Genomic DNA, 25,425 nt, shown 5'->3' with positions numbered 1-25,425 from the left:
CGGATTCCACTGCGTTGCATCCGGGCTACTTGCTAATAAAGGCAGAGAATCGGCTTCTGAATGCCACGTGCTTCGATTCAATAGTTAGACGTCATGGCATCAATCCATCTCGCTGAATTCGACGGTCAGCTTTTAGATGGCCTGCTGTTTTGCTCGAAGGTATATACCCTCTTTGAATCTGTACGAAACTCCGAAGGTGGTATAACACGCCTACGCATGCGGCCAACCCGACTGGAGAAGAAGCTTCTCGAAGAATTACTCCCAGTCTGCAAATATGTGCAGGCAAGCTATCGCCCAGGCAGATATATCGAAGTATGTTGGATTGATGGCAATCAAACGTACGATGCAGAGATCATCCAACGTGGCTCATACGTATCAGAGAGCTACTATCCAGCAACAGGGTATCTTGAAGTTACCTGCGTGATGCACCCGAAGGAGTACCTCAGAAGGGAATTACTGGAAACAAAGGGAGGCTCCTTCGGCCTTGAGGGTATCCGCCGCTTGAAAAGCGGCGAAATCGAGTCAATTGCAGTCGGCTACTCCAATCGGGAATATATTGAGGTGTACGCCAAACTCTTACTGAAAGCCATCAGCAAAAAGGCAAAGATGCCTTACCCAAAAAATACGACTCTTGTTGTTCAATGTACTCTGAATACCATCTATATGTCGGACGAATGGGAAGCACTGGTCGCCATAGTCCGCGAAGGACTACCGGATTCATCTTTCAGGGAGATATATCTTTATGAGACTGTATGCGATTACAGTCGAAGCCTCTATCCGCAGCCCAAGTCCGGTTAGCGCAGCTTAATCGGACGCACGATATCCAACCAGATTCCACTGCCCCTTTATAGCCGTTGAGGTAAGTCTCCATGAAATGGCTAGACATCAAAACCCAATACCCCCACCAATTCATCCTGCTCGGCAATCTGGTCGAACAACGCCTATCCCCATCCCGGTCGCAAATCATGGAAGGCGAGGTTTTGCAGGTGAGCGACGATCCCAAAGCGATTTGGGAAGCCTATCGCAAATTCAAGCAGGCGGGCCGGGAAGTTCTTTTCGCCCTGCCTTCCACCCCCCTGGAATTCATCGTAGAGGATATTCCGGTCAAAGGCGTGTTGCGATGAGATTTGAATGGCGGAATGGGCTGATTTGGGTGTCTGTCGCAATCGTCTACGGAGGTCGGCTGGTTGAAATCAACGATTGCATCGTCGATACCGGATCGGCCTCCACGGCGTTGGATATAGATTTATTGGATTTCGATTACCAGAAACCCACACTTGTCCGCAGGCTGGTTGGCATTGGGGGAGGCATTCAAGAAGTGCTTTCGCAAAAGGTCGATAGCCTCATTATCGACCGACAACCTATCCACGACATCGATATCGAGTTTGGAAATATCGGCAACAATCTTGGCATCAACGGATTTATTGGCACCAACGTTTTATCCCGGTTCAAATTAACCCTGGATTTCGTCAATCAAACCATGGATTTATCCTGACAAGCTGGATTATCGACAACCATAAAAAAACGGGCATCACGCCCGTTTTTTGTCAGTCAACTAAGCAAGGAACACTCGAACCCACAATTCAAAGCCGCCGTCAATACGTAAGTTCTATTAAGAACTTCATATTAATGCGGGAGTCAAAACAACCTGGGTTTTGTTTTGAAACAATCCCAGCCATAGGGATATAAAACCTATGGGTTTTTCTTGTGACACCAATGGACAGGAGATACGCCATGAACATCAAGGGATTTGTAATAAATAGTGTTCTTGTAGTTATTGCCATGCTAGGCATAAATGAAGCCTACGCCGTCTGCTCCACATATGGCCAAGTCGAACAATACTGGACCAATGGCACTACGTGCTATGCGTATGTATCGCCCGCAACGTCGCTTCATCCCCATCCCTACTATTACTATTTCTCCTCAACCGACCCTGAGCTTTGCGATGCGATTTTCAATGCCAAGCATCAGACTGGCTATATTTCCGGCAACGCGACTTCTTGCCCGACGACGGGAAGTCTTCGTTATGGCGGAGTCGCCTCCGGCATCTATGCGCATTGATTACAATGCTTAAATGAAATATCCGTCACCCGGTTTATGGGTGACGGATATTCTGCATTATCACCGATTCAGGAATACGTAGAGGTCGAGTTGAATATGAAACAATCGACGTTACGGGGATTGACACTATTTAGCGCCGGTTTGCTTGCCGGGCATTATCATGTCGCGGATATTATCCGGGATTTTATGATGACGGAGGAACGGTTGGGGTCGGAAAGTATTGGGGACGTGTCCGAAAATAAGCCGTTATCCTCCAATGTCACCCTAAAAACCAAGCGCTCAACTCCAGGGGAACAAAAGTCTTTTAACGTCCAAGCCGCAGCCAAAGAAAATTCGGCTATCCAGGGTGACCCCGAGTTATTGCCGCATCCCTATCCGTTCGAGCTGACGGCGGAGGAGCAAGCACAATTAGCCTCGCAACGCCGCGAAGCGATGGAGGCCCAGATTCATCAGATAGAAGCTATGATATTATCGATGAAGGAAAACGGGCTTCCCGCCGGGGATATTGCGGCCTTTGGTGAAATGAAGAAAGCCATGGAAGATCAACTCGTCGCGGAATCAGAAAACCAAGAGACCAATACACCGGGGGATATAGATAGCGATTTTGCCGCGAGTTTGGAACAAATGGGCCTATCCCCCGCGGAGCGGGACAAGATGCTGGATGGAATCCTGTCTCCACGGGACTCGGCTAACGAGGGGGGGGGCGATGCCGGCATTGAACCTTTGCCGCCTTATGCACAATGAGCATGTGTACCGCATCAAGCACGAACGATGCGATTCCTATCTTCACGCATCCAGGGAACACCACCAACCATCCGCGGCTCCTGGCAACTCCTCGACGAAGGCGATATAGCCTTGGGAGACTCTACGGAAAACGGCGGTGAATTGGATGCTCATGGCTGGATTACCCTCTGGATTGGATACGATCCCGCGTGACCACGCCCCAAGATCGCGGGCGGACGCGGCGATTGCGCCCGCCCCGATATTTCGTTCGTCCCTCAAACCGCCTGCTCGCCCGTCTCACCCGTGCGGATGCGGATGGCCTGGTCCAGGCTGTACACGAAAATCTTGCCATCGCCGATCTTGCCGGTATTGGCGGCCTTGATGATGCAATCGACCGCCTGGTCGAGCAGGCCATCGGTGACGGCCACCTCGACCTTGACCTTGGGCAGGAAATCGACCACATACTCCGCGCCGCGGTAAAGCTCGGTGTGGCCCTTCTGGCGACCGAAACCCTTGACTTCGGTCACGGTGATGCCGGTGATGCCGATATCCGACAGGGCTTCCCGGACATCGTCCAATTTGAACGGCTTGATGATGGCGGTGATCAATTTCATGCGTCTATCCTCGGTGATTGCGGTTAGTTCTTATTGGCCCGGTGTTCGATGATATCCTCGACCACGGAAGGGTCCGCCAGGGTGGAAATATCGCCCAGGTTGCCCAGTTCGTTGGCGGCGACCTTGCGCAGGATGCGCCGCATGATCTTCCCCGAACGGGTTTTCGGCAGGGCCGGCGCCCATTGGATGATATCCGGGGTGGCGATGGCCCCGATTTCCTTGCGTACCAGTTGGATCAATTCCTTTTCCAGCGCGGGGCCGGGTTCCTCGCCCGCCACCAGGGTCACGTAGGCATAAATGCCCTGGCCCTTGATGTCGTGCGGATAACCCACCACCGCCGCTTCCGCCACCTTCTCGTGCAGCACCAAGGCGCTTTCGATCTCGGCGGTGCCCATGCGGTGGCCGGACACGTTCAACACATCGTCCACCCGTCCGGTGATCCAATAATACCCGTCCGCGTCGCGGCGGGCGCCATCGCCGGTGAAATATTTGCCCGGATAGGCCGAGAAATAGGTCTCGAAGAAACGCTTATGGTCGCCGAACACCGAGCGAGCCTGTCCCGGCCAGGATTGGGTGAGGGTCAGGATGCCCTCGCACGCCCCTTCCAGCACCTTGCCCTCGTTGTCCACGATGGCGGGGACGACGCCGAAGAATGGCAGGGTCGCGGAACCCGGTTTGAGCCGGGTCGCGCCGGGCAGCGGGGTGATGAGGATGCCGCCGGTTTCGGTCTGCCACCACGTGTCCATCACCGGGCAGCGGCCCTCGCCGACCACATGGAAATACCATTCCCAGGCTTCCGGGTTGATCGGCTCGCCGACCGAACCCAGGACGCGCAGGCTTTCCCGGCGGGTGTTTTTAACCCAGGCGTCGCCCTGGGCCATCAAGGCGCGGATGGCGGTGGGCGCGGTGTAGAAGATATTGACCTGGTGCTTGTCGATCACCTGCCAAAAACGGTCGCAAGCCGGGAAGGTCGGCACGCCCTCGAACATCAGGGTCGTGGCCCCGTTGGCGAGCGGCCCATAGACCACATAGGAATGCCCCGTCACCCAGCCCACATCGGCGGTACACCAATACACCTCGCCCGGTTGGTAGTCGAACACATAATGGTGGGTCATGGCGGCGTAGACCAGATAACCGCCGGTGGTGTGCAACACCCCCTTGGGCTTGCCGGTGGAACCGGAGGTATAGAGGATGAACAGGGTGTCCTCGGCATCCATGGTTTCCGGCGGGCATTCGGGGTCCGCCGCCGCCACCGCCGCGTGATACCACACATCCCGCCCTTCCACCCAGTCCACCGCCGCGCCGGTATTGCGCACCACGAAAGCCGTGACGACATTGGGGCAGGCGCGCAAAGCCTCGTCCATATTCGCCTTCAAGGGCACGGTCTTGCCGCCGCGCCGTCCCGCGTCGGCGCAAACCACGGTATGGCAATCGGCGTCGAGGATGCGGTCGCGCAAGGCGTCGGCAGAAAACCCGCCGAACACGATGGAATGCACCGCGCCGATCCGGGCGCAGGCCAGCATCGCCACCGCCGCCTCGGGAATCATCGGCATATAGATGCACACCCGGTCGCCCTTGCCCACGCCCTTGGCCTTGAGCGCGTTGGCGAAACGGCAAACTTCCGCGTGCAATTCGCGATAAGTGATCTTGCGGTCCATCGCCGGATCGTCGCCTTCCCAGATGATCGCGGTCTGATCGCCGCGTTCGGCCAGATGGCGGTCCAGGCAGTTGTAGCTGACATTGAGCTTGCCGCCCTCGAACCAGCGGATTTGCGCGGTCTGGTAATCCACCCGGCTGACGTGGTTCCAGGGCTCGAACCACGTCGCGAACCGGCCCGCCTGTTCGGCCCAGAAGCCTTCCGGGTCTTGGATCGAACGGGCATAGGTGTCCCGGTAAAAAGCCGTGTCGGCATGGGCCTGGGCCGCGATATCCGGGAAGATTTCGTAAAGGGTTTCAGACATGGGCGCGGTTGCTCCTGAAATGGGCCGGGGATGGCGGACCGCTCCATTCTAGCCCGAATGGCGTCCGGTGATGAGTGGCGGAAACCGCGGGAAAGCCGTATTTTTCCCGCCATCGGCCCACGGGCCACAACCACGGGAGTCCACGCCATGCCACGTTTCGCCAACGTCCTCGTCCTGTCCGCCTTCCTGGCCAGCCTGCCCGGATGCGCCACCAATCCCATCACGGGCCGTAGCCAGGCCGCCCTGGTCAGCGACGCCCAGGCCGCGCAGCAATCGGCCCAAGCCTATAGCCAGTTGCTGAACCAAGCCAGCCAGCAACGCGCCCTCGACGACAACCCGGCCCAACTCCAACGGGTCCGCGCCATCGCCCAGCCCATCATCGCCCAAGCCATCAAGAAGCGCCCGGAAACCGGCCAATGGCGCTGGGAAATCCACGTCCTCCAAAGCGACGAAATCAACGCCTGGTGCATGGCCGGCGGCAAGATCGCGGTCTATACCGGCTTGCTCAAAGCCATCCAGCCCACCGACGACGAACTGGCCGAAGTGCTGGGCCATGAGATTTCCCATGCCCTGCTCTCGCATCAAGCCGAGAAGCTGTCGCGGGTGCAGATGCAGAAGCTGGGGATCGGACTCGGGGTCATGGCGGGGGCGGCGGCGGGCTACGATGTGAGCGGCCTGGCCGGGATGGCGGACACCCTCGCCACGGTCGGGCTACAACTGCCCAACAGCCGCCAAGCCGAGAGCGAAGCCGATAGCGTCGGCATCGAACTGGCGGCGCGGGCCGGGTTCAATCCCAACGCGGCGGTGACGTTATGGCAGAAGATGATCCAGGTCAGCGGCAATAGCGGCTCGGATTGGCTGAGCACCCATCCCAATCCGCAATCGCGCATCGCCGCCATGCAGGCGCGGGCGCAGCAGTTGATGCCGGTATACGAGGCGGCGCGTAAGGGCAAGCCAGTAAAGTGAATCAAGCGGGAGATGAATTCCTTGTGGTGTAAGCTTATGGCTATAATCGGCGCTAGCTCGCCGCGATGGGGGATGCGCGGCCCTTAGCCCGAAACCATGCCGCGCCATTGAACCCAACGGCGCGGCGACCCAATCCTCCTGTGTAGCCTTATTCGGACAGGAGGAAATCCGCTTCATGCAAACCTTCTCCATCTTCATTTCCTCGCCCGGCGACGTGGAAGACGAGCGCCGCCGGGCCGAGCGGGTCATCCGCAAACTACAAACCGAATTCGACCGCTACGTCCTCCTGGAACCGATCTTCTGGGAGCATCAGCCGCAGAGCGCCCACCAGCATTTCCAAGACCAAATTAAGAAGCTGCCCTCGGCCACCGATCTGGTGGTGTGCGTCCTGTGGTCGCGCCTGGGCACGCGCTTGCCGGAGGACAAATTCCAGCGCAGCGACGGCACGCCCTATCGTTCCGGCACCGAATTCGAGTTCGAGGACGCCGTCGCGGGCTATCGGAACACCCGGAAAACGCCGGACCTTTGGATTTATCGCAAGACGGCGGAAGTACTGGTTTCCCTGTCCGATCCCCACAAGGCCGACAAAGAGCGGCAAAAGGCCCTGCTGGACGAATTCCTCCAGCATTGGCTGGGCAGCGCGGACGACCACTTCAAGGCCGGGTTCAACAGCTTCGCCGACGCCGACGATTTCGAGCGCCAACTCACCGAACACCTCCGCATGGCTTTGCGCGAGCATTGCCCGCAATACCGCACGGAAACCGACGAACTGCCGTCCTGGACCCGCGACCAATCGCCTTATCGCGGCTTGGCCTATTTCGATCTGGAACACGCGCCGGTCTTCCGTGGCCGGGACGCCGCCGTCCATGCGGTGTTGGCGCAGCTCGGGGCGCAGGCCGACGCCGGGCGGCCTTTCGTGCTGGTGCTGGGCGCGAGCGGCGCGGGCAAGTCCTCGTTGCTGCGGGCCGGGTTGTTGCACGCTTTGGTCGAGCAACGCCGGGTGGCGGGCGTGGACCTGTGGCGCCATGCCGTGTTCCGGCCCGCCGATGCGGTGGGCGGCGATTTGCCGCGTGGCCTCGCCGCCGCCTTGCTGGCCGACAGCGCTTTGCCGGAATTGGCGCAAGCCGGTTTCGGCGATAGCCTGGCCTTGGCCGAACAACTGACCCACCACCCGGAAGGCCTGGCCGGTCCCCTGTCCAAGGCGCTGGATGCCGCCGCCGAGCGCTTGCGCCAAGAGCGGCGCTGGAATTTCGCACCGGTGGCGCGGCTGGTGTTGGTGGTGGACCCCTTGGAGGAAATCTTCCGCTGTGGCGCCACAGCGCGGGATGCCTTGCTGGCGGCGATTCAAGCCTTGGTCGGCGCGGGGCGGGTGTGGGCTTTGGCGGGGATGCGCGGCGAATTCTATCCCGAGGCCGCCGGGCATCCGGTGTTGGGCGCGTTGAAGGCCGGGGAGGGCCAGTACGATTTATCGCCGCCGAATGAGGCGGAATTGGGCGAAATCATCCGTTATCCGGCCCGTGCCGCCGGGATGGATTTCGAGCTGCGCGAGGGCCGCCGCTTGGATGCCCGCTTGCTGGAAAACGCCGCCGCCAATCCCAATGCCTTGCCTTTGTTGGAATTCACCTTGGACGAGCTATACCGCCGTGCCCGCGAGCGGGGCGAAACGGTGTTGAGCTATGCCGATTACGACGCGCTGGGCGGTTTGGACGGCGCGGTCGCCAAGGCGGCGGAAGACGCGGTGCAAGCTTTGGGCGAGGCGAATCTGGCGGCGGTGCGGAATGTGTTCCGGCAGTTGGTGGACTGGGATGGCGGCAAGGCTTTGCGGCGGCGGGCGGCCTTGGCGGCTTTCCGCGACGATCCGGCGCAATGGGACGCGGTGGGCCGGTTGATCGAGGCCCGCTTGCTGAGCAGCGACGACAGCGGCGCTAGCCATGCCGCCACGGTGGAGCCGGTGCATGAGGCTTTGTTGCGCACTTGGCAGCGCTTGCGCGGATGGATCGCCGAGGATGCCGAATTGCTGGCGATCCGCGCCCGCATGGAGGAACTCGCCGGACGCTGGCGGGAAGCCGGGCGCGATGTGGGTTATCTGTTGAATCCGGGCAAGCAGGAGCAGGATGCCAAGCTGTTGTTGAAGCAGCCCTGGGTGAGGTTGGATGTGGAGACTGCCGCGTTTTTGGATTTGTCGCTCCAGCGCATCCGGCGGCGGCGCTGGCTTTTCCGGGTCGGCGTGGGGGCGGTGGTGGTGGCTTTGGGTGGGTTCGGTTATCTCAATTATCTGGAGCGGAAGAGGGCGGAAACCGCCGCCGGGCTGGCTTTGGAGATGGTGAACCGGCTGACTTACCAACTGCCCGACCGGCTCGAAAACATTCCGGGCACGTTGAAAATCCTGCAAGAGACTTTCGAGCAGAATGCGGATTTACTGCGGCGGGTCGATGAATTGCGGGGCGAGACAGAAGATTCGGAGCGAGAGAAAGAGGTAAACCTGAATAGGCGAGGCGATCAACGTCGGTCTTTGGGGGACTTGCAAGGAGCGCTGATTGACTATCGTGCAGGTTTGGTTATTGCCAAAAAGCTGGCAGCGCAACGGCCAGATAATGCTCTTTGGCAAAATGACCTTGCGGTCAGTCACAGCATGATCGGCGACGTGCAGAGCGCGCAGGGCGACTTGGCCGGGGCGCTGGCGAGCTTCAGGGCCAGCCTCGCCCTCCGCGAAAAGCTGGCGGCGCAAGACCCGGCCAACGCCGGTTGGCAGCGCGACCTGTCGGTCAGCTACGAGAGGATCGGCGACGTGCAGAGCGCGCAGGGCGACTTGGCCGGGGCGCTGGCGAGCTTCAGGGCCAGCCTCGCTATCGCCGAAAAGCTGGCGGCGCAAGACCCGGCCAACGCCGGTTGGCAGCGCGACCTGTCGGTCAGCTACGAGAGGATCGGCGACGTGCAGAGCGCGCAGGGCGACTTGGCCGGGGCGCTGGCGAGCTTCAGGGCCAGCCTCGCTATCGCCGAAAAGCTGGCGGCGCAAGACCCGGCCAACGCCGGTTGGCAGCGCGACCTGTCGGTCAGCTACGAGAAGATCGGCGACGTGCAGAGCGCGCAGGGCGACTTGGCCGGGGCGCTGGCGAGCTTCAGGGCCAGCCTCGCTATCGCCGAAAAGCTGGCGGCGCAAGACCCGGCCAACGCCGGTTGGCAGCGCGACCTGTCGGTCAGCTACGAGAAGATCGGCGACGTGCAGAGCGCGCAGGGCGACTTGGCCGGGGCGCTGGCGAGCTTCAGGGCCAGCCTCGCTATCGCCGAAAAGCTGGCGGCGCAAGACCCGGCCAACGCCGGTTGGCAGCGCGACCTGTCGGTCAGCCATGACAGGATCGGCGACGTGCAGAGCGCGCAGGGCGACTTGGCCGGGGCGCTGGCGAGCTTCAGGGCCAGCCTCGCTATCGCCGAAAAGCTGGCGGCGCAAGACCCGGCCAACGCCGGTTGGCAAGCCGATCTGGCCTTCAGCCACGGCAAGCTTGGGTTGCTGCTACGGAAGATGCAAAAACCCGTCGCAGCGCTGGCCGAATTCCAAGCCGCCCTCGCCCTCCTCGAACCGCTGGTCGCCAGGGCACCGGACCATGCCCGATGGCGGAAGGCGCTGGAGGGCACGAAAGGACTTATCGCCGAGATCGAAGCCACAAGCGGCAACAGCCCAAACGGTCGAAAACAGCGCTAGGCCGTCCGCTCCCCCCGCGCCGATTTTGCAACCGACATCCGATAAAACAACCCAAGCAAACCCCAGGAGTTAGCGATGAACGCACCCGTTGAACCGCATCCACCCAAACCCCGGCTGGCCTTGAATGTGGGCGTCACCGGACACCGCCCCAACCGCCTGAACCCGGATCAACAGGAAACCTTGCGGGCCGGCATCGCCGAGGTGTTGGAACGCATCGCCCAAGCCTTTCACGGCCTTGCCGGAGCGCCGGGGACGGACCAAATCTACGACCTTGACGAACAACCCGCGCTGCGCCTCCTCTCCCCCCTGGCGGAAGGCGCCGACCGCATCGCCGCCGAATCTGCGCTTGCGGCGGGTTATGAATTGCAATGTCCGCTGCCGTTCCCGGTGGGTGAATATCGCAAGGATTTCGAGGAACAGGCCAACCATCCCTATGACACCCGCGGCGAATTCGACGGATTACTGGCAAAAATCCAAGCCGATCCACGCAACCGGATTCTTGAACTCGACGGAATCCGGCAGACCGAGGGGGATAAGAACCTGGCTTACTGGAAAGTGGGCCAACTCTTGCTGCGCCACTCGGATATCCTGCTGGCGGTATGGGACGGCATCGAAAACAAAACCTCCGTCGGCACCGCCGGCATGGTGGCCCGGGCGGGCCGGGACCGGATTCCGACCGTGCGCATCCTCGCCCATCAGCCGGATTGCATAGAATTCCGCGACCACGAATTGACCGGAAACGCTTGGCGGGCGCTCGCGGCCGATGATTCCATGGAACAGCGCATCCGCCAAATCCTCCTGCCACCCCAGCCACCAGCCCCCAGCGCCGCAGTCCCAAACCAAGCACGGGATTGCAAGGAACAACAAAACCACGGCACCGCCCATCCTCCCAAGCATCCACCAGAAGTCGGCGGGAATAGCATCCGCTGCGCCTATTTCCAGCACTCCGAGCCCAAGTTAACCCCCGTGGCAAGCAGCTACCGGCTGTTTTTCGCGGCGCTAGGCAAACGCCAGCTTAATGGCTGGAGCGACAGTTATCAGCAAGGCGCGCTATACCAGTGGGATGCCATCGAGACAGCGATCACCAAGCTGCCGGTCCCGCCGCCGGCAACGGTCTCGGTGGAAACCGAACTCAGGAATAATGTCCGCAAGCACTTCCTATGGGCGGATCGCCTTGCGACTTACTACGCCGACGAATATCGTGGCACCTATTGCCTGATGTTTTCATTGACTTTCGTAGCGGTTTTTCTGGCCTTGTTGAGTGGTCCATTCAAAATATTTGAAGACCTATTTGACGGTATGATTGCAAAGCTATCCCCCTGGCTAACTTTTGGAGAACTAATCTCGATTTTTATGATTTTGGGGCTTTGGTTCCTTTGCCATCGCCGCCAACTCCATGAACGCTGGCTTGACTTCCGCCTACTGGCCGAGTTATTGCGGCAAAGGATGTTTTTATTACCCATTGGCGGCATGGTTTCACTGGAAATGCCCGACTACGCAACGGAGCATGACCGCTCTTATGGCTGGGTGTTATGGTTGACGCGAGCGGTGAACCGTGCGGAAGGTCTTCCCGCCGTGCCCGCCGGTGGTTTTAACCAAGCCTACCGGCAAGGCTATATGGAATATCTCGCCGAATTGCTCTGCGATCAGGTGCGGTATCACGCCAAGAACTTCCACCGCAATAATAACATCGCCAAGGCGATCCATGCGATAGAGCATTATCTGATGTATTCCATTATCGCCGCTTGCCTCATCCATTTAGGCGCACATTTTGCCCAGGAGCATTTCGAAGAATATAAGAAAACCCTCGAATACGTCATGGACATTACGGTCATCGCCGCCGCCGTGTTGCCCGCCTTGGGCGCGGCCCTCCACGGTTTGTTCGGCCACGGCGAATATAAGCGCGTCGCCGACCGGTCCGAAGGCATGTTGAAAAAACTGAAAAGTATCGTGAATGAATTGAGCCTACAGGGCGGCACCCCGCTTTCCGCCGCCAAGTTGGAAAGCCTGGCCGAGCAAGCCAACGAGGCGATGAGCCAGGAACTCACCGATTGGCGCGTTATTTTCCGGGCCAAACCGCTGGAGCCGCATATTTGAACCATAATTCCGGCATTCCCCCAACGCTGGAAATTTCCCCATGAATGGATATATCCCCACTCCCATCGACACCACCGCTGTCGAGCTCACGGAAGACATCCGCCAGCTCACCGAACGCCTAGCCGAGCACACCCACGATACCTGGGCCACGCAACGCTTGGCGGACGGCTGGCGCTTCGGCCCGGTGCGCGACGATGCCAAGCTGGAACACCCCTGCCTGATTCCCTACGCCGAACTGCCGGACTCGGAAAAGGAATACGACCGCCAAACCGCCCTGCAAACCCTGAAAGCCATCATCGCCCTGGGCTACCGCATCGAGCGTTAAGCCATGCTCAAGCTATTGGTCGGCGGGGCAACCCCGCTTCCGAAATCCCGGCCCCCGCGCCCGTCGACCAAGCTCCTAAAATCGGTGCAAACCCCGCCCATCCCTGCCCCCTTTCGGTGCCCCTTCCATCTCCACCCAGCCCAACCGCCCGCAATCCCGCCCAACCGCGCCAAACCCCTGTATCACTTGAAAGAAACCCCGAAATTCTTTATATTTTCCGGCCATTTTGAGTCCGCCCGGCAGCCGCCGAACCGCCCGCCGACCCCGTAAATCCAATACCAGCGGCCACGCATCGCGCCTGCCCAGGGCATCCGCTTAGGGCGGCATCGCCCTTGCACGGTCGTTCGCCACGCCCCGTAGATAGAGGTTAATCCATGAGTTATAACGCAATCCCCGCCAAGCAGGGGCTGTACGACCCCCGCAACGAACACGACGCTTGCGGCGTGGGCTTCATCGCCCACATCAAGGGCCAGAAGAGCCACGAGATTGTTTGCAAGGGTCTGGAAATCCTCAGAAATATCACCCACCGGGGCGCGGTGGGCGCGGACCCCCTGGCCGGGGACGGCGCGGGGATTCTGGTGCAGACGCCCGACGCCTTCCTGCGCGAGGAATGCGCCCAGCTCGGCCTCGCCCTGCCGGCAGTCGGCAGCTACGGCGTCGGCATGGTGTTCCTGCCGCGCAACCCCGAACACCGCGCCGCCTGCGAAAAAATCATCGAAGACATCATCGCCGCCGAAGGCCAAAGCTTCCTGGGTTGGCGCGATGTGCCGGTCGATAACGCGGGGCTGGGCGAATCGGTCAAGGCCATCGAGCCGGTGATCCGCCAAGTGTTCGTAGGTCGCGCCGCCACCTGCGCCGACCAGAACACCTTCGAACGCAAGCTGTTCGTCATCCGCAAGCAAATCGACAACCAAGTCCGCGACCTCAACCTGGCCGAAGGCAAGATGTTCTACATCCCGTCCTTCTCCTCGCGGACCCTGGTATACAAGGGCATGCTGCTGGCCGATCAGGTCGGCGTGTTTTATAAGGATTTGCAGGACGAGCGCTTGGTGTCGGCCCTGGCCCTGGTGCACCAACGCTTCTCCACCAACACCTTCCCGACCTGGGACTTAGCCCATCCCTTCCGCATGATCGCCCACAACGGCGAAATCAACACCGTGCGCGGCAATATCAACTGGATGGCGGCCCGCCGCTATTCCATGGCCTCGGAACTCCTGGGCGACGACATCAACAAGATTTGGCCCTTGATCGGTGGCGGCAAATCCGACTCGGCCTGCTTCGACAACGCGCTGGAGCTCCTGGTGATGGGCGGCTATTCGCTGGTCCACGCCATGATGCTGCTGATCCCGGAAGCCTGGGCCGGCAATCCCCTGATGGACGAAAAGCGCCGCGCCTTCTACGAATACCACTCGGCCCTGATGGAACCCTGGGACGGCCCCGCCGCCGTGGCCTTCACCGATGGCCGCCAGATCGGCGCGACCCTGGACCGCAACGGCCTGCGCCCAGCCCGCTATCTCATCACCGATGACGACTACGTGGTCATGGCCTCGGAAATGGGCGTCCTCGACATCCCGGAAAGCAAGATCGTCAAGAAATGGCGCTTGCAGCCCGGCAAGATGTTCCTGATCGACACCGAGCAAGGCCGCATCATCGACGACGCCGAAATCAAGGCGGAACTGGCCGACCAAGCCCCGTACCAGCAATGGCTGAGCGAAACCCAAATCCAGTTGGAGAAGCTGCCGCCGGAAGTGGCCGCGATGCCGCCGGATTCGCAAACCCTGTTGGACCGTCAACAGGCGTTCGGCTACACCCAGGAAGACATCAAGTTCTTCCTGAAGCCCATGGCGGCGAGCGGCCAGGAACCGGTCGGCTCCATGGGCACCGACGCGGCGCTGGCGGTGCTGTCGTCCCGCCCCCGCCTGCTGTACGACTATTTCAAGCAAGCCTTCGCCCAAGTCACCAACCCGGCCATCGATCCGATCCGCGAGGAACTGGTCATGTCCCTGGTCTCCCACATCGGGCCGCGCCCGAACCTGCTGGGCCTCAACCACGGCGGCACCCATAAGCGGCTGGAAGTGCACCAGCCGATCCTGACCAATAAGGATTTGGAGAAGATCCGCCGCATCGAGGCCCGCACCGGCGGCGCGTTCAAGACTTCCACCCTGAGCTTCTGTTATCCGGCGGACGCGGGCGCGAGCGGCATGGAACCGGCGCTGAAATCGCTGTGCGCCCAGGCCGAGCAAGCCGTCCACGCGGGCGATAACATCCTGGTGCTGTCCGACCGCGACATGGATGCCGACCATATCGCCATCCCGGCGCTGTTGGCGACTTCCGCCGTGCATTACCACCTCATCAACACCGGCCTCCGCACCCAAGTGGGCTTGGTGATCGAGACCGGCGAGGCCCGCGAGGTGCATCATTTCGCCCTGCTGGCAGGTTATGGCGCGGAAGCCATCAACCCCTATCTGGCCTTCGACACGCTGTCCGACCTGCGCACGACCCTGTCCGAGAAAATCTCCGAGGACGAGGTCCACAAGCGCTATATCAAAGCCATCGGCAAGGCGCTGCTCAAGATCATGTCGAAGATGGGCATCTCGACCTACCAGTCCTACTGCGGCGCCCAGGTGTTCAACGCCATCGGCTTGAGCGATGACTTCCTGAACCAGTATTTCGCGGGCACCTCCTGCACCACCGATGGCGCGGGCTTCAAGGAGATCGCCGAGGAAGCGGTGCTACGCCATCGCATGGCCTACAGCGACGCGCCCTTGTACAAGAACGCGCTGGACGTGGGTGGCGAATACGCCTTCCGGGTGCGCGGCGAAGACCATGTCTGGACGCCGGAAACCATTTCCAAGTTGCAGCACGCCACCCGCACCAACAACTGGGACACCTACCTCGATTACACCCAATCCATCAACCAGCAGAACGAGCGCTTGCTGACCCTGCGCGGCCTGTTGGATTTCAAGTACGACCGCGAACCGGTACCGCTGGAAGAAGTGGAATCCGCCAAGGACATCGTCAAGCGCTTCGCCACCGGTGCGATGTCGTTCGGCTCGATTTCCTATGAAGCCCATACCACGCTCGCCATCGCCATGAACCGCATCGGCGGCAAGTCCAACACCGGCGAGGGCGGCGAATTGCCGGAGCGCTTCAAACCGCTGGACAACGGCGATTCCCTGCGTTCCGCCATCAAGCAGGTGGCTTCCGGGCGTTTCGGCGTGACCGCCGAATATCTGGTCAACGCCGACGACATCCAGATCAAGATTTCGCAGGGCGCGAAGCCGGGCGAAGGCGGCCAGCTCCCAGGCCACAAGGTCGATGCGGTCATCGCCAGGGTGCGCCATTCGACCCCCGGCGTCGGCCTGATTTCGCCACCGCCGCACCATGACATCTATTCCATCGAAGACCTGAAGCAGCTCATCCACGACCTCAAGAACGTGAACCCCGCGGCCCGCATCAGCGTCAAGCTGGTGTCGGAAGTGGGCGTCGGGACGGTCGCGGCGGGCGTCGCCAAGGCCCATGCCGACCATGTGACCATCGCGGGCTACGATGGCGGCACCGGGGCCAGCCCGATCACCTCGATCAAGCACGCCGGTTTGCCCTGGGAAATCGGTCTGGCCGAAACCCACCAAACCCTGGTGTTGAACAAACTGCGGGGCCGGATTTGCGTGCAAGCCGACGGCGGCATGCGCACCGGTCGCGACGTGGTCATCGCCGCCCTGCTGGGTGCCGACGAAATGGGCTTCGCCACCGCGCCCCTGATCGTCGAGGGCTGCATCATGATGCGCAAATGCCATCTGAACACCTGCCCGGTCGGCGTCGCCACCCAAGACCCCGAACTGCGCAAGCGCTTCACCGGCCAGCCCGAGCATGTGGTGAACTTCTTCTTCTTCATCGCCGAGGAAGTGCGCCAACTCATGGCCAAACTGGGCTACCGCAGCTTCGCGGAGATGATCGGCCAAGCCGACCGCCTCGACATGCGCAAGGCCGTGGCCCATTGGAAGGCGTCCAAGATCGACCTGTCGCGCTTGCTGTATAAGCCCGCCGCGGGCGCGGGCGTCGCCATCGCCAACACCGAAAGCCAGGACCACGGCCTCGACCAGGCGCTGGACCGCCAGTTGATCGACATGGCGCTGCCGGCCCTCGAAACCAAGAAGCCGGTCAGCATCGACATCGGCGTCCGCAACTTCAACCGCACCGTGGGCGCGATGCTCTCGGGCGAGGTGGCGAAGCGCTACGGCCATGCCGGTTTGCCGGAAGACACCATCCATGTCCGCATGCACGGCACGGCGGGCCAGAGCTTCGGCACCTTCCTGGCGGCGGGCATCAGCCTCGAACTCGTGGGCGAAGCCAACGACTATGTCGGCAAGGGCTTGTCCGGTGGCCGCATCGCCATCTACCCGCCCGCCGAATCGCCCATCGTCCCGGAAGAAAACATCATCGTCGGCAACACCGTGCTGTACGGGGCCATCCAAGGCGAGTGCTATTTCCGCGGCGTCGCGGGCGAGCGCTTCGCGGTGCGCAACTCCGGCGCGGTGGCGGTGGTGGAAGGCGTGGGCGACCATGGCTGCGAATACATGACCGGCGGCGTGGTGGTGGTGCTGGGCACCACGGGCCGCAACTTCGCGGCGGGCATGTCGGGTGGCGTGGCCTATGTGCTGGACGAGACCGGCGATTTCGACCGCCGCTGTAATCTGTCCATGGTGGAATTGGAGCCGATCCCGGCGGAAGACGCCGCGCTGGAAGCCCTGGACCATCAGGGCGGCGACCTGGAAACCCATGGCCTGGTCGATGTCATGCGCGACATGACCAAGCAGGACGGCCAGCGCCTCCGCGCCTTGGTCGAACGCCATGCCCACTACACCGGTAGCGCCAAGGCCAAGCAGATTTTGGAGAATTGGGCGGCCTACCTGCCCAAGTTCGTCAAAGTCATGCCGGTCGATTACAAGCAGGCTTTGGAGAAGATGGCGAAGACCAAGGCACAAGCCGAGGTCCGGCACTGAAGGCACGCGGCGGGCTCCCCTGCCCGCCCATCCCGAAATCGGAAAACAGATTCAAGCGTGCCGGAAGGCACCATCAAGAGGTAACAGCATAATGGGCAAACCCACGGGATTCATGGAAATCTCGCGTCAGGACAGGCGCTACACGCTGGTGGCGGACCGCACCCAGCATTACCGGGAATTCGTCATTCCGCTGAGCGAAGAGGAAGTCGCCAAACAGGGCGCGCGCTGCATGGACTGCGGCATCCCCTACTGCCATCAGGGCTGCCCCATCAACAACATCATCCCGGACTGGAACGACTTGGTTTACCAAGGCAATTTCCAGGCCGCCATCGAAGTGCTGCACAGCACCAACAATTTCCCGGAATTCACGGGCCGCATCTGCCCCGCGCCCTGCGAAGCCGCCTGCACCCTGAACCTCACCGACGAACCCGTCACCATCAAGTCCATCGAATGCACCATCATCGACAAGGCTTGGGAAATGGGCTGGGTCAAGCCGCAAATCCCCGCCCGCCGTACCGGCAAGAAGGTCGCCGTCGTGGGTTCCGGCCCGGCGGGACTCGCCGCCGCCCAGCAATTGGCGCGGGCCGGGCATAGCGTCGTCGTGTTCGAGAAGAACGACCGCATCGGCGGCCTCTTGCGCTACGGCATCCCCGACTTCAAGTTCGAAAAACACCACATCGACCGCCGCATCGCCCAGATGCAGGCCGAAGGCGTGGTGTTCCGCCCCAACTGGCATATCGGCAAGGATATCCCGGCCCGGCAATTGGTCGATGAATTCGACGCCGTGGTCCTGGCCGGTGGCTCCGAACATCCCCGCGACCTCACCGTTCCAGGGCGCGAACTCAAGGGCGTGCATTTCGCCATGGAATTCCTGCCCCAGCAGAACAAGCGCAACGCGGGCGACGCCCTGCCGGAAGACATCAGCCTCAGCGCCAAGGGCAAGCACGTCGTGGTCATCGGCGGCGGCGACACCGGCTCCGATTGCATCGGCACCTCGAACCGTCACGGCGCGGCCTCCGTCACCCAGCTTGAGATCATGCCCAAGCCCCCGGAGAAGGAAAACAAGTCCACCACCTGGCCGAACTGGCCCAACAAGCTCCGCACTTCCAGCTCCCACGAGGAAGGCTGCGAGCGCATGTGGAGCGTCGATACCGTGTCGCTGGAAGGCGAAAACGGCCAGGTCACGCAGATCAACTGCGTCAAGGTGGAATGGAAGAACGAAGGCGGGCGCTGGGTCATGGGCAAGGTGCCCGGCAGCGAATTCAGCCTGAAAGCCGACATGGTGCTGCTGGCGATGGGTTTCGTGCATCCGGTCCATGGCGGCATGTTGCAGGAACTCGGGGTCGATCTCGACGAGCGCCGCAACGTCAGGGCCAACACCTTGGACTACCGCACCTCCATCGACAAGGTCTTCACCGCCGGCGATATGCGCCGCGGCCAATCCCTGGTAGTCTGGGCCATCCGCGAAGGCCGGCAATGCGCCCGCGCCGTCGATGAATACCTGATGGGCGCTTCCGAGCTACCACGCTGAGGCCGGCCGCCGCCACCCGTCGAGCGAAAGGGGGTCTTGATAGACCCCCTTTTTTTTTGGACCATTTCCCCGTCATTAACTTTTCATCTTGGGTTCACTCCGCCGTCATCCGTCCGACCTACGCTGTTAACGCATTATTCCAACAACAATAGAGGAGCGGTCATGAAGCTCTTATCCACCATCCATCAATACGATGTATCGATGTTCTACTGGGTCATGGCCCGTAAACATCTCGCGGTCTTCACCCAAATCAGCCGCTGGGTCTCCCGTTCCGGCGATGGCGGCCTGTACGCCCTGTTCGCGGTCTATCTGTTCTACACCGGACTGCCCGCCGACCGGCTGTTCCTGACCACAGGGCTGGCCGCCTTCCTGCTCGAACGCCCGGTCTATTTCGTCCTCAAGAATTGGTTCAAGCGCAACCGCCCCCAGGACGCCCTGTTCGATTTCCGCAGTTTCATCATCCCTTCCGACCAGTTCAGCTTCCCCTCGGGCCATACCTCCGCCGCCTTCCTCATGGCGACCCTCTTGACCTATTTCCATCCCGCGCTGGCCGTGCCCGCCTACCTCTGGGCAAGCGGCGTCGGTTTGTCTAGGATATTCCTCGGGGTGCATTTCCCCACCGATATTTTGGTAGGCGCCACCATGGGCACCAGCATCGCCCTGTTCAGCATGAGGATACTTGGTACGTGAAGATATTTTATGGCGTCCAGGCCACGGGCAATGGACATATCACCCGGGCGCGGGTCATGGCACCACGCCTCCGGGCCGCCGGGATAGAGGTCACTTATTTGTTCACGGGCCGCCCTTGGGAGCAATTGTTCGAGATGGAGGTGTTCGGGGACTACCAATGGCGGCGGGGCCTGACCTTCCACACCCACGCGGGCCGGGTCAGTTATCTCAAAACCGCCATCGAGAACAATCCCACCCATTTCTGGCGGGATATCCAATCGCTGGACCTGTCCGGATATGATCTGGTCATCACCGATTTCGAACCCGTGACCGCCTGGGCGGCGCGGTTGCGCGGTATCAAGACCATCGGCCTCGGCCACCAATACGCCTTCCCGCAGGATATCCCCATCACCGGGGACGATATTTTCGCCCGCAATATCATGCGCTATTTCGCGCCCGCCACCACCGGGCTGGGCCTGCATTGGCACCATTTCGGCCAGCCGATCCTGCCGCCGGTGATCGAAACCCCGGAACCCGGCCCGGTCCAGCCCGACAAGATACTGGTCTACCTGCCCTTCGAGGAAATCCACGATATCGTGCGCCTATTCCAGGGTTTCCGGGATTATCAGTTCCATGTCTATACCCACCATTACATCGAGCATAAACCCCCGCATATCCATATCAAACAGCTTTCCCGCGCCGGTTTCCAAAACGATCTCAGGGACGCGGCCGGCGTGATTTGCAATGCCGGTTTCGAGCTGGCCTGCGAAGCCCTGCAAATGGGCAAGAAGCTCTTGGTGAAACCCTTGCGGGCGCAGATGGAACAGCTCTCCAACGCCCTGGCCCTGGAGGAAACCCAGCTGGGCGCGGTGATGCCGGAATTGGACGCGGTGGCGGTGGATTATTGGCTGAAAAATGGCCGGACCATCCAGGTGGTGTTCCCGGACGTGGGGCAGGCCATCGTGGAATGGTTGCTCAAGGGCGAATGGCGGGTGGACCTGGATTGGGCCATGAGCATCTGGGACCGGGTGGTCTACCGCGACCCCGCCAACCACGCGCTCCAGGCCGTTCCGGCGTGAAGCCCACGGGGCGGAACCCAGGCCGGGTTCCGCCGCGCCGGGCCTAGCCCTCGATGCCCGCCGCGTAGCCGCTCCAATCCCTGGATTTGTCGCCGAACACCAGGAAATACGGATTGAGGAGGGATTCCTTGGTGTTGTACAACAAAGGACGCCCCGCCAAATCGGTCACTTGGCCACCCGCCTCCTTCACCACGCAATGCGCCGCCGCCGTATCCCATTCCGAGGTCAGACCGATACGGGGATAGAGGTCGGCGCTGCCCTCGGCCACCCAGCACAGCTTGAGCGAACTGCCGATGGACACCAGTTCGTGTTCGCCGACCCGGCTCAGATAAAGGTCCAGGGCTTCCCCGCCATGGGAGCGGCTGCCCACCACGCGCAGCCTGTGCGGTGCCTGGGTCCAGACATGCAGGCTGCCGGGTTCGGCCCCGCCCGCTTGGTGGAACGCCCCGCAGCCTTCGGAAGCGAAATAGCACAAATCCTTGGCCGGGGCGTAGACCACGCCCAGCACCGGCAGGTGGCGGTGGATCAAGGCGACATTGACGGTGAATTCCCCGTTGCGCTTGACGAACTCCTTGGTGCCGTCCAGGGGATCGATCAACCAATAGGTTTCCCAGGCCGAACGGGTCTCGAAGGGCAAGGCCTTGGATTCCTCGGACAGCACCGGATAGGCCGGGCGCAGGGCTTCCAAGCCCTCGACCAGGCAATGGTGGGAAGCCAGGTCGGCGGCGGTCAGGGGGGAATTGTCCTCCTTGACGCCGACCCGGAAGTCCGATTCGTAAATCTCCATGATACGGCGGCCGGCCTCCTTGGCGAGCGCGATGACGGGTTCGAGGAAATGCGAGGGTTCTTTTCTAATGGGCATGGCTTGGAATCCGCGGTTGCTGCTCACTGGGTGGGGTGGGTTTGGGAGGAAGGGGCTTAGATGATAAGGCTGGCAAGGGAAATATTATCCTATGATCGAATGGCAAAATATTAGCAGCGTGTTTCTCGATATGGACGGCACGTTGCTGGACCTGAATTTCGATAACCATTTCTGGCTGGAATTCGTGCCCCGGCGCTATGCCGAACGCCATGGCCTGGGCCTGGAGGAAGCCACGGCCCGGCTGGGGCCGCGCTTCAAGGCCACCGAAGGCCGCTTGGAATGGTATTGCCTGGATTATTGGAGCGAACAATTGCAGCTCGATATCGCCGACATGAAGGCGGAAATCGCCGGGCTGATCGCCGTGCTGCCGCATGTCACCGAGTTCCTGGACGGGGTCCGCGCCCTGGACAAGCGCCTGGTGCTGGTCACCAACGCCCATCCCAAGAGCCTCGGCCTCAAGATGGAACGCACCCGGCTCCACGCTTTTTTCGACCACATCGTCAGCTCCCATAGCCTCGGCCATCCCAAGGAAGACCCGGTGTTCTGGGAGAAATTGGGCGGCATCGAGCCTTTCGACCCGGCGCGGACCCTGCTGGCCGACGACAGCCTCCCGGTGTTGCGCTCGGCGCGGCGCTTCGGCATCGCCCATCTAATCGCCATCCGCAAGAACGATTCGCGGCGTCCGCCCCGCGAGATCGACGAATTCCCCGCCATCCATGATTTCCGGGAATTGCTCGCGACCGGGGCGGCTCAATAGGCCCCCTCCATGGGCCGGGCCTGGGTGGTGGGATGCCCATGTTCGCGGCAAAGCTGCTCCGCGTCCACCTCGGACAGCGCCTCGGTGGTGAGTCCGCAACGCCGCCCGCCACCGGCTTCCACTAGATGATGGCGGCAGGTCTTGCAGGCACCGAAGGTCTTGAGCCCGTTGGCCTGCTGCAAGCGCCGCAGCACCCAATCCAACACCCCCAACACCTCGCCCGCCTCGGTGGCGCTCAGGCCATCGAAAGCCGATTTCAGCACCTGCGGCGGGACCGATTCCGCCACCACATGCGCCCCGGCCTCGGTCAGGCGCAGATGCACCACCCGGCGGTCCTTGGCGTCGGCCTGCTTCTCGATCAGGCGGTTGGCCTCCAGCACCCCCAGGGTCTGCGAGACGGTGCCCTTGGTCAGCCCCAGGAATTCGGCCACGGCCACCGGGGTGTTGCTGTAGCGGTTGCAGCGGCTGAGATAGTGCAGGGCTTCCAATTGCACCGGTTGCAACCCGTTGCCGATCCCCGTCCTGCGCACGTCGGTACGGAGCAGGTTGGCGATACGTTCCAGATATTCATAGTACGTTCCAGATATTCATAGATGGCGTCGGTGTTCATAAGCACGGTGGTCGCGGATCGATCGTTATTGACAAGGCTAGGCTCCGATAATAGTATCGACACAATACTTTTTCAAACGACTCCCCATTTCCTCAAGCCTGGAGCGCCGCCCGCGACCGGTTCCGAACCGGCCTCCCCCGGCGGCGCTGCTTTTTTCCATCCCCATCCAGGAACCCAACCCATGAACGCCTTCCATGTCTTCGATACCTTCGCCACCCGCGCCACGGGCGGCATCCTGCATTTCGATGTGGTCCTGCCCGAGAACGACCCGGCCCTGGCCCTGCGGGCCGCACGCGCCTGGCTGGCCACCATCGGCGCGCCCGACGCCCAGGTCAACCCGGAGAATTGCGCCTACTGCCATAGCACGCCGGACGCGCCGGAAGACGTGCTCGGGGAAATCGCGGCGCGGGGCTATGCCATCTACAAGCTGGAGGGTTGCCCGCGGGACTGAAGCGCGACACCGCGTCCGTGGAGGCGCGGCGATACCAGCGGTGGGTGGAAAATTCCCAGGGCGCGGGGGAGAAGGTCCGGTCGGGATCGGGGTCCATACGCCTTCATTGTGGCATAGGACCCGGCGGGCGGGCATTTACCCCCCCGCGGCGGAGGGATAAATGGCTTGTTCGATGGGAAGGGGTTGATTATTGGCCGGGCTCGCCGCCGCCCACCTTATCGATGGCCTTGCCCATGCAGTTCATCACGAACTCGGTCACGCCGTTGGCGGCTTCGCGGGCCCGCTTGGCCGAACCGAACAACTGGGTGTAATCGGTGATGGCCTTCTCCGCGTCGTTGGGGGACCTGACGCTGAGGAAGCGGGCATAGGCCTCGAAATACTGCTCACGGCGCGGGTCGCCGGCGAATCCCGGCAAGGAATCGGTGATTTCCTTCACCACGCACTCGGCGACGGGTTCGGGATCGAGCTTATAATCTTTCAGGTCTTGATCGTCCTTGAACTTGTCGACCAGGATTTCCTTCAGCCCGGTCTGTTCCTTGGTCGAACAAGCGGCCAGGGCGGATACCGCGCAAATAGCGATCAGGATTTTTCTCATAGGGCAACCTAGGGGGTTCGGGTCAGGCGTAAAAGCCTTTTATTATGCTTGGGAACCGCCACCCTGGCTAGGTTTTTGCCGGGCCGCGCCGGACGGACCCACAGCATTCACGACGACGCCCCGGCCCGCACCACCTCGCGGATGCCGTCCCAGCCTTCCTTGATCTCCCGGACCAAATCGCCGACCTCGTCCAACATGGCGATATCGTTGCGGGAGCTGGCCAGGAACAGACGCTCGATCATATAGCCATAGAGCCGGTCCAGGTTGATGGCGATGTCGCCGCCCTGGCCGGGATCGAGGCAGGATTGCAGGTAGTTGAGGATTTCGATGGCGTTGCCGATGACCCTGGCCTTCTCGCCATAGGCACCGCGCCCGATGCTGCCCTTGGCGACGGCGATGCGGTCCTGCAAGCCATCGAAGAGCATCGCGATCAAGGTATGCGGATCGGCGTAGGCCACGCCGGCATCGAGCTGGTTCTGTTGATATTCCCTCAAAGCGTATTGCGCGGGTTTCATAAGTCGCCTCTATAGTTCAGATAGTTTGGGTCGGAAGCTGATCGTCGGCCCGCCGGGGCGGACATCCCGCCGTTCCTAACAGGCTATATCGGCCCGGCCCCCGGCGACTTGAGCGGCCCGGCCCCAAGTTTTTCGACCCGCCCGGCGTTGCCCGGACAAGGGACGCTTGGGAGCCGGGGTCCGGCCTTGCTATCCTAGAGCGCCGGGTCCGCCCGACGGCGGGCCGCTCTACCACAAGTACGACCTATCGATCCCCAGGAGGAATCCATGCGTACTCTATCTGTATTAGCGATAGCGGGACTGATGGCGGTGGGCACCGCCGCGCGGGCCGACGCGGAAGCCGCCAAGGCCACGGCCACCGGCCTGTGCGCGGGCTGCCACGGAGCCAAGGGCATCAGCGCCGCCGACAGCTTCCCCAACTTGGCGGGACAAAAGAAAGGCTATCTCATCACCGCCCTCAAGGCCTACCGGGACAAGTCCCGCAACGCCCCGATGATGAACGGCATGGCCGGATCGCTGAGCGATCAGCAGATCGAGGATTTGGCGGCCTATTTCTCCGGCCTGAAACCCGAATAGACCAGACCGGGGCCGCCGCGCCCGCGGGCACGACGGCCCCGCCCCTTCCAAACGAGCGCTATGGAAACCATCGATCTATTGGGATTGGCCGCGGGCGGCCTGACCACCGTGTCCTTCGTGCCACAGGTGTTGAAGATTTGGCGGAGCAAGTCCGGCCAGGATGTGTCGTATGGGATGTTCGCGCTGTTCAGCGCGGGCGTGGGCCTGTGGCTGCTCTACGGCTATCTGCTCGACGCCAAGCCCATCATCGTCGCCAACGCCATCACCCTGTGCCTGGCCTTGGTGGTGATCGTCCTGAAATACCACTACCGGCCCAGGGCTTGAGCCCGG

Annotated in this window: 23 protein-coding genes; 17 read left to right on the top strand and 6 right to left on the bottom strand. The window is 61.4% G+C overall.

Annotation, left to right across the window (positions count from 1 at the left end; genetic code table 11):
* Nucleotides 1-93: 93 nt before the first annotated feature.
* The 5 genes from K5658_RS10730 (at nucleotide 94) to K5658_RS10710 (ending at nucleotide 2,805) form a co-directional block, all read left to right on the top strand.
* Nucleotides 94-798, top strand: coding sequence for a hypothetical protein (locus K5658_RS10730; protein WP_221063137.1), 705 nt, complete (start codon nucleotides 94-96; stop codon nucleotides 796-798).
* Nucleotides 799-869: 71 nt separating this feature from the next.
* Nucleotides 870-1,124 carry a hypothetical protein gene (locus K5658_RS10725; protein WP_221063136.1) on the top strand — a complete coding sequence of 85 codons (255 nt, stop codon included), beginning with the start codon at nucleotides 870-872 and terminating at the stop codon, nucleotides 1,122-1,124.
* Nucleotides 1,121-1,495, top strand: coding sequence for a hypothetical protein (locus tag K5658_RS10720; protein WP_221063135.1), 375 nt, complete (start codon nucleotides 1,121-1,123; stop codon nucleotides 1,493-1,495). Before K5658_RS10725 ends, K5658_RS10720 begins: the two co-directional genes overlap by 4 nt.
* Before the next feature lie 239 nt (nucleotides 1,496-1,734).
* Complete coding sequence (locus K5658_RS10715) at nucleotides 1,735-2,061, top strand: hypothetical protein (protein ID WP_221063134.1); 327 nt, start codon at nucleotides 1,735-1,737, stop codon at nucleotides 2,059-2,061.
* A gap of 96 nt (nucleotides 2,062-2,157) precedes the next feature.
* Nucleotides 2,158-2,805, top strand: coding sequence for a hypothetical protein (locus K5658_RS10710; protein ID WP_221063133.1), 648 nt, complete (start codon nucleotides 2,158-2,160; stop codon nucleotides 2,803-2,805).
* 254 nt (nucleotides 2,806-3,059) lie between these two features.
* Here K5658_RS10710 and glnK read toward each other — a convergent pair whose 3' ends face one another.
* Both glnK and acs read right to left on the bottom strand, forming a co-directional pair.
* A complete protein-coding gene (glnK, locus tag K5658_RS10705) occupies nucleotides 3,060-3,398 on the bottom strand; it encodes a P-II family nitrogen regulator (RefSeq protein WP_085214142.1) in 339 nt (112 codons plus the stop codon).
* A 23-nt stretch (nucleotides 3,399-3,421) separates the two neighbouring features.
* On the bottom strand, nucleotides 3,422-5,359 hold the full coding sequence (gene acs, locus K5658_RS10700; protein ID WP_221063132.1) for an acetate--CoA ligase: 1,938 nt from the start codon (nucleotides 5,357-5,359) through the stop codon (nucleotides 3,422-3,424).
* Nucleotides 5,360-5,506: 147 nt separating this feature from the next.
* Between acs and K5658_RS10695 the strand changes: the two genes are divergently transcribed.
* The 8 genes from K5658_RS10695 (at nucleotide 5,507) to K5658_RS10660 (ending at nucleotide 20,729) form a co-directional block, all read left to right on the top strand.
* Nucleotides 5,507-6,325, top strand: coding sequence for a M48 family metallopeptidase (locus tag K5658_RS10695; RefSeq protein ID WP_221063131.1), 819 nt, complete (start codon nucleotides 5,507-5,509; stop codon nucleotides 6,323-6,325).
* 175 nt (nucleotides 6,326-6,500) lie between these two features.
* Complete coding sequence (locus K5658_RS10690) at nucleotides 6,501-10,025, top strand: ATP-binding protein (protein WP_221063130.1); 3,525 nt, start codon at nucleotides 6,501-6,503, stop codon at nucleotides 10,023-10,025.
* A gap of 180 nt (nucleotides 10,026-10,205) precedes the next feature.
* Nucleotides 10,206-12,122 carry a hypothetical protein gene (locus K5658_RS10685; protein ID WP_221063129.1) on the top strand — a complete coding sequence of 639 codons (1,917 nt, stop codon included), beginning with the start codon at nucleotides 10,206-10,208 and terminating at the stop codon, nucleotides 12,120-12,122.
* Between the two features lie 40 nt (nucleotides 12,123-12,162).
* On the top strand, nucleotides 12,163-12,447 hold the full coding sequence (locus tag K5658_RS10680) for a RyR domain-containing protein (RefSeq protein ID WP_221063128.1): 285 nt from the start codon (nucleotides 12,163-12,165) through the stop codon (nucleotides 12,445-12,447).
* 374 nt (nucleotides 12,448-12,821) lie between these two features.
* Complete coding sequence (gltB, locus tag K5658_RS10675; protein WP_221063127.1) at nucleotides 12,822-17,450, top strand: glutamate synthase large subunit; 4,629 nt, start codon at nucleotides 12,822-12,824, stop codon at nucleotides 17,448-17,450.
* A gap of 91 nt (nucleotides 17,451-17,541) precedes the next feature.
* Nucleotides 17,542-18,981, top strand: a complete 1,440-nt coding sequence (locus tag K5658_RS10670; protein ID WP_221063126.1) for a glutamate synthase subunit beta — start codon at nucleotides 17,542-17,544, stop codon at nucleotides 18,979-18,981.
* A gap of 162 nt (nucleotides 18,982-19,143) precedes the next feature.
* On the top strand, nucleotides 19,144-19,671 hold the full coding sequence (locus tag K5658_RS10665; protein ID WP_221063125.1) for a phosphatase PAP2 family protein: 528 nt from the start codon (nucleotides 19,144-19,146) through the stop codon (nucleotides 19,669-19,671).
* Nucleotides 19,668-20,729 carry an MJ1255/VC2487 family glycosyltransferase gene (locus tag K5658_RS10660; protein ID WP_221063124.1) on the top strand — a complete coding sequence of 354 codons (1,062 nt, stop codon included), beginning with the start codon at nucleotides 19,668-19,670 and terminating at the stop codon, nucleotides 20,727-20,729. Before K5658_RS10665 ends, K5658_RS10660 begins: the two co-directional genes overlap by 4 nt.
* A gap of 43 nt (nucleotides 20,730-20,772) precedes the next feature.
* On the opposite strand, the gene cysQ is transcribed toward K5658_RS10660, so the two are convergent.
* The gene (gene cysQ, locus K5658_RS10655; protein WP_221063123.1) at nucleotides 20,773-21,591 is read right to left on the bottom strand and encodes a 3'(2'),5'-bisphosphate nucleotidase CysQ; all 819 of its coding nucleotides are present in this window, start codon (nucleotides 21,589-21,591) and stop codon (nucleotides 20,773-20,775) included.
* A 91-nt stretch (nucleotides 21,592-21,682) separates the two neighbouring features.
* On the opposite strand from cysQ, the gene yrfG reads away from it, so the two are divergent.
* Nucleotides 21,683-22,348, top strand: coding sequence for a GMP/IMP nucleotidase (gene yrfG, locus K5658_RS10650; protein ID WP_221063122.1), 666 nt, complete (start codon nucleotides 21,683-21,685; stop codon nucleotides 22,346-22,348).
* On the opposite strand, the gene K5658_RS10645 is transcribed toward yrfG, so the two are convergent.
* Nucleotides 22,342-22,878 carry a MarR family winged helix-turn-helix transcriptional regulator gene (locus K5658_RS10645; RefSeq protein ID WP_246628421.1) on the bottom strand — a complete coding sequence of 179 codons (537 nt, stop codon included), beginning with the start codon at nucleotides 22,876-22,878 and terminating at the stop codon, nucleotides 22,342-22,344. The two genes, yrfG and K5658_RS10645, sit on opposite strands and share 7 nt — an antisense overlap.
* Before the next feature lie 261 nt (nucleotides 22,879-23,139).
* Here K5658_RS10645 and K5658_RS10640 point away from each other — a divergent pair, with 261 nt between their 5' ends.
* Nucleotides 23,140-23,409: a DUF2024 family protein gene (locus K5658_RS10640; protein WP_221063121.1), complete on the top strand. Its 270-nt coding sequence runs from the start codon at nucleotides 23,140-23,142 to the stop codon at nucleotides 23,407-23,409.
* 187 nt (nucleotides 23,410-23,596) lie between these two features.
* Here the strand turns inward: K5658_RS10640 and K5658_RS10635 are convergent, their stop codons facing one another.
* Nucleotides 23,597-24,004, bottom strand: a complete 408-nt coding sequence (locus K5658_RS10635) for a hypothetical protein (RefSeq protein WP_221063120.1) — start codon at nucleotides 24,002-24,004, stop codon at nucleotides 23,597-23,599.
* Between the two features lie 107 nt (nucleotides 24,005-24,111).
* Nucleotides 24,112-24,519, bottom strand: coding sequence for a flagellar export chaperone FliS (gene fliS, locus K5658_RS10630; RefSeq protein WP_221063119.1), 408 nt, complete (start codon nucleotides 24,517-24,519; stop codon nucleotides 24,112-24,114).
* A 267-nt stretch (nucleotides 24,520-24,786) separates the two neighbouring features.
* Here fliS and K5658_RS10625 point away from each other — a divergent pair, with 267 nt between their 5' ends.
* Both K5658_RS10625 and K5658_RS10620 read left to right on the top strand, forming a co-directional pair.
* Nucleotides 24,787-25,095, top strand: coding sequence for a c-type cytochrome (locus tag K5658_RS10625; protein WP_246628420.1), 309 nt, complete (start codon nucleotides 24,787-24,789; stop codon nucleotides 25,093-25,095).
* A 60-nt stretch (nucleotides 25,096-25,155) separates the two neighbouring features.
* Nucleotides 25,156-25,419, top strand: coding sequence for a SemiSWEET family sugar transporter (locus tag K5658_RS10620; RefSeq protein WP_221063118.1), 264 nt, complete (start codon nucleotides 25,156-25,158; stop codon nucleotides 25,417-25,419).
* Nucleotides 25,420-25,425 lie beyond the last annotated feature (6 nt).

This window comes from Methylomagnum ishizawai, assembly GCF_019670005.1.
Taxonomy (GTDB): domain Bacteria; phylum Pseudomonadota; class Gammaproteobacteria; order Methylococcales; family Methylococcaceae; genus Methylomagnum; species Methylomagnum ishizawai.
This window is presented reverse-complemented; position numbering and strand designations above follow the sequence as displayed.

Coding starts and splice junctions, on each gene's coding strand:
- glnK (WP_085214142.1), bottom strand. CDS start 3,398: ATGAAATTGATCACCGCCATCATCAAGCCGTTCAAATTGGACGATGTC.
- K5658_RS10710 (WP_221063133.1), top strand. CDS start 2,158: ATGAAACAATCGACGTTACGGGGATTGACACTATTTAGCGCCGGTTTG.
- K5658_RS10730 (WP_221063137.1), top strand. CDS start 94: ATGGCATCAATCCATCTCGCTGAATTCGACGGTCAGCTTTTAGATGGC.
- fliS (WP_221063119.1), bottom strand. CDS start 24,519: ATGAAACCCGCGCAATACGCTTTGAGGGAATATCAACAGAACCAGCTC.
- K5658_RS10715 (WP_221063134.1), top strand. CDS start 1,735: ATGAACATCAAGGGATTTGTAATAAATAGTGTTCTTGTAGTTATTGCC.
- gltB (WP_221063127.1), top strand. CDS start 12,822: ATGAGTTATAACGCAATCCCCGCCAAGCAGGGGCTGTACGACCCCCGC.
- K5658_RS10695 (WP_221063131.1), top strand. CDS start 5,507: ATGCCACGTTTCGCCAACGTCCTCGTCCTGTCCGCCTTCCTGGCCAGC.
- K5658_RS10620 (WP_221063118.1), top strand. CDS start 25,156: ATGGAAACCATCGATCTATTGGGATTGGCCGCGGGCGGCCTGACCACC.
- cysQ (WP_221063123.1), bottom strand. CDS start 21,591: ATGCCCATTAGAAAAGAACCCTCGCATTTCCTCGAACCCGTCATCGCG.
- K5658_RS10725 (WP_221063136.1), top strand. CDS start 870: ATGAAATGGCTAGACATCAAAACCCAATACCCCCACCAATTCATCCTG.
- K5658_RS10625 (WP_246628420.1), top strand. CDS start 24,787: ATGCGTACTCTATCTGTATTAGCGATAGCGGGACTGATGGCGGTGGGC.
- K5658_RS10670 (WP_221063126.1), top strand. CDS start 17,542: ATGGGCAAACCCACGGGATTCATGGAAATCTCGCGTCAGGACAGGCGC.
- acs (WP_221063132.1), bottom strand. CDS start 5,359: ATGTCTGAAACCCTTTACGAAATCTTCCCGGATATCGCGGCCCAGGCC.
- K5658_RS10680 (WP_221063128.1), top strand. CDS start 12,163: ATGAATGGATATATCCCCACTCCCATCGACACCACCGCTGTCGAGCTC.
- yrfG (WP_221063122.1), top strand. CDS start 21,683: ATGATCGAATGGCAAAATATTAGCAGCGTGTTTCTCGATATGGACGGC.
- K5658_RS10720 (WP_221063135.1), top strand. CDS start 1,121: ATGAGATTTGAATGGCGGAATGGGCTGATTTGGGTGTCTGTCGCAATC.
- K5658_RS10665 (WP_221063125.1), top strand. CDS start 19,144: ATGAAGCTCTTATCCACCATCCATCAATACGATGTATCGATGTTCTAC.
- K5658_RS10635 (WP_221063120.1), bottom strand. CDS start 24,004: ATGAGAAAAATCCTGATCGCTATTTGCGCGGTATCCGCCCTGGCCGCT.
- K5658_RS10640 (WP_221063121.1), top strand. CDS start 23,140: ATGAACGCCTTCCATGTCTTCGATACCTTCGCCACCCGCGCCACGGGC.
- K5658_RS10690 (WP_221063130.1), top strand. CDS start 6,501: ATGCAAACCTTCTCCATCTTCATTTCCTCGCCCGGCGACGTGGAAGAC.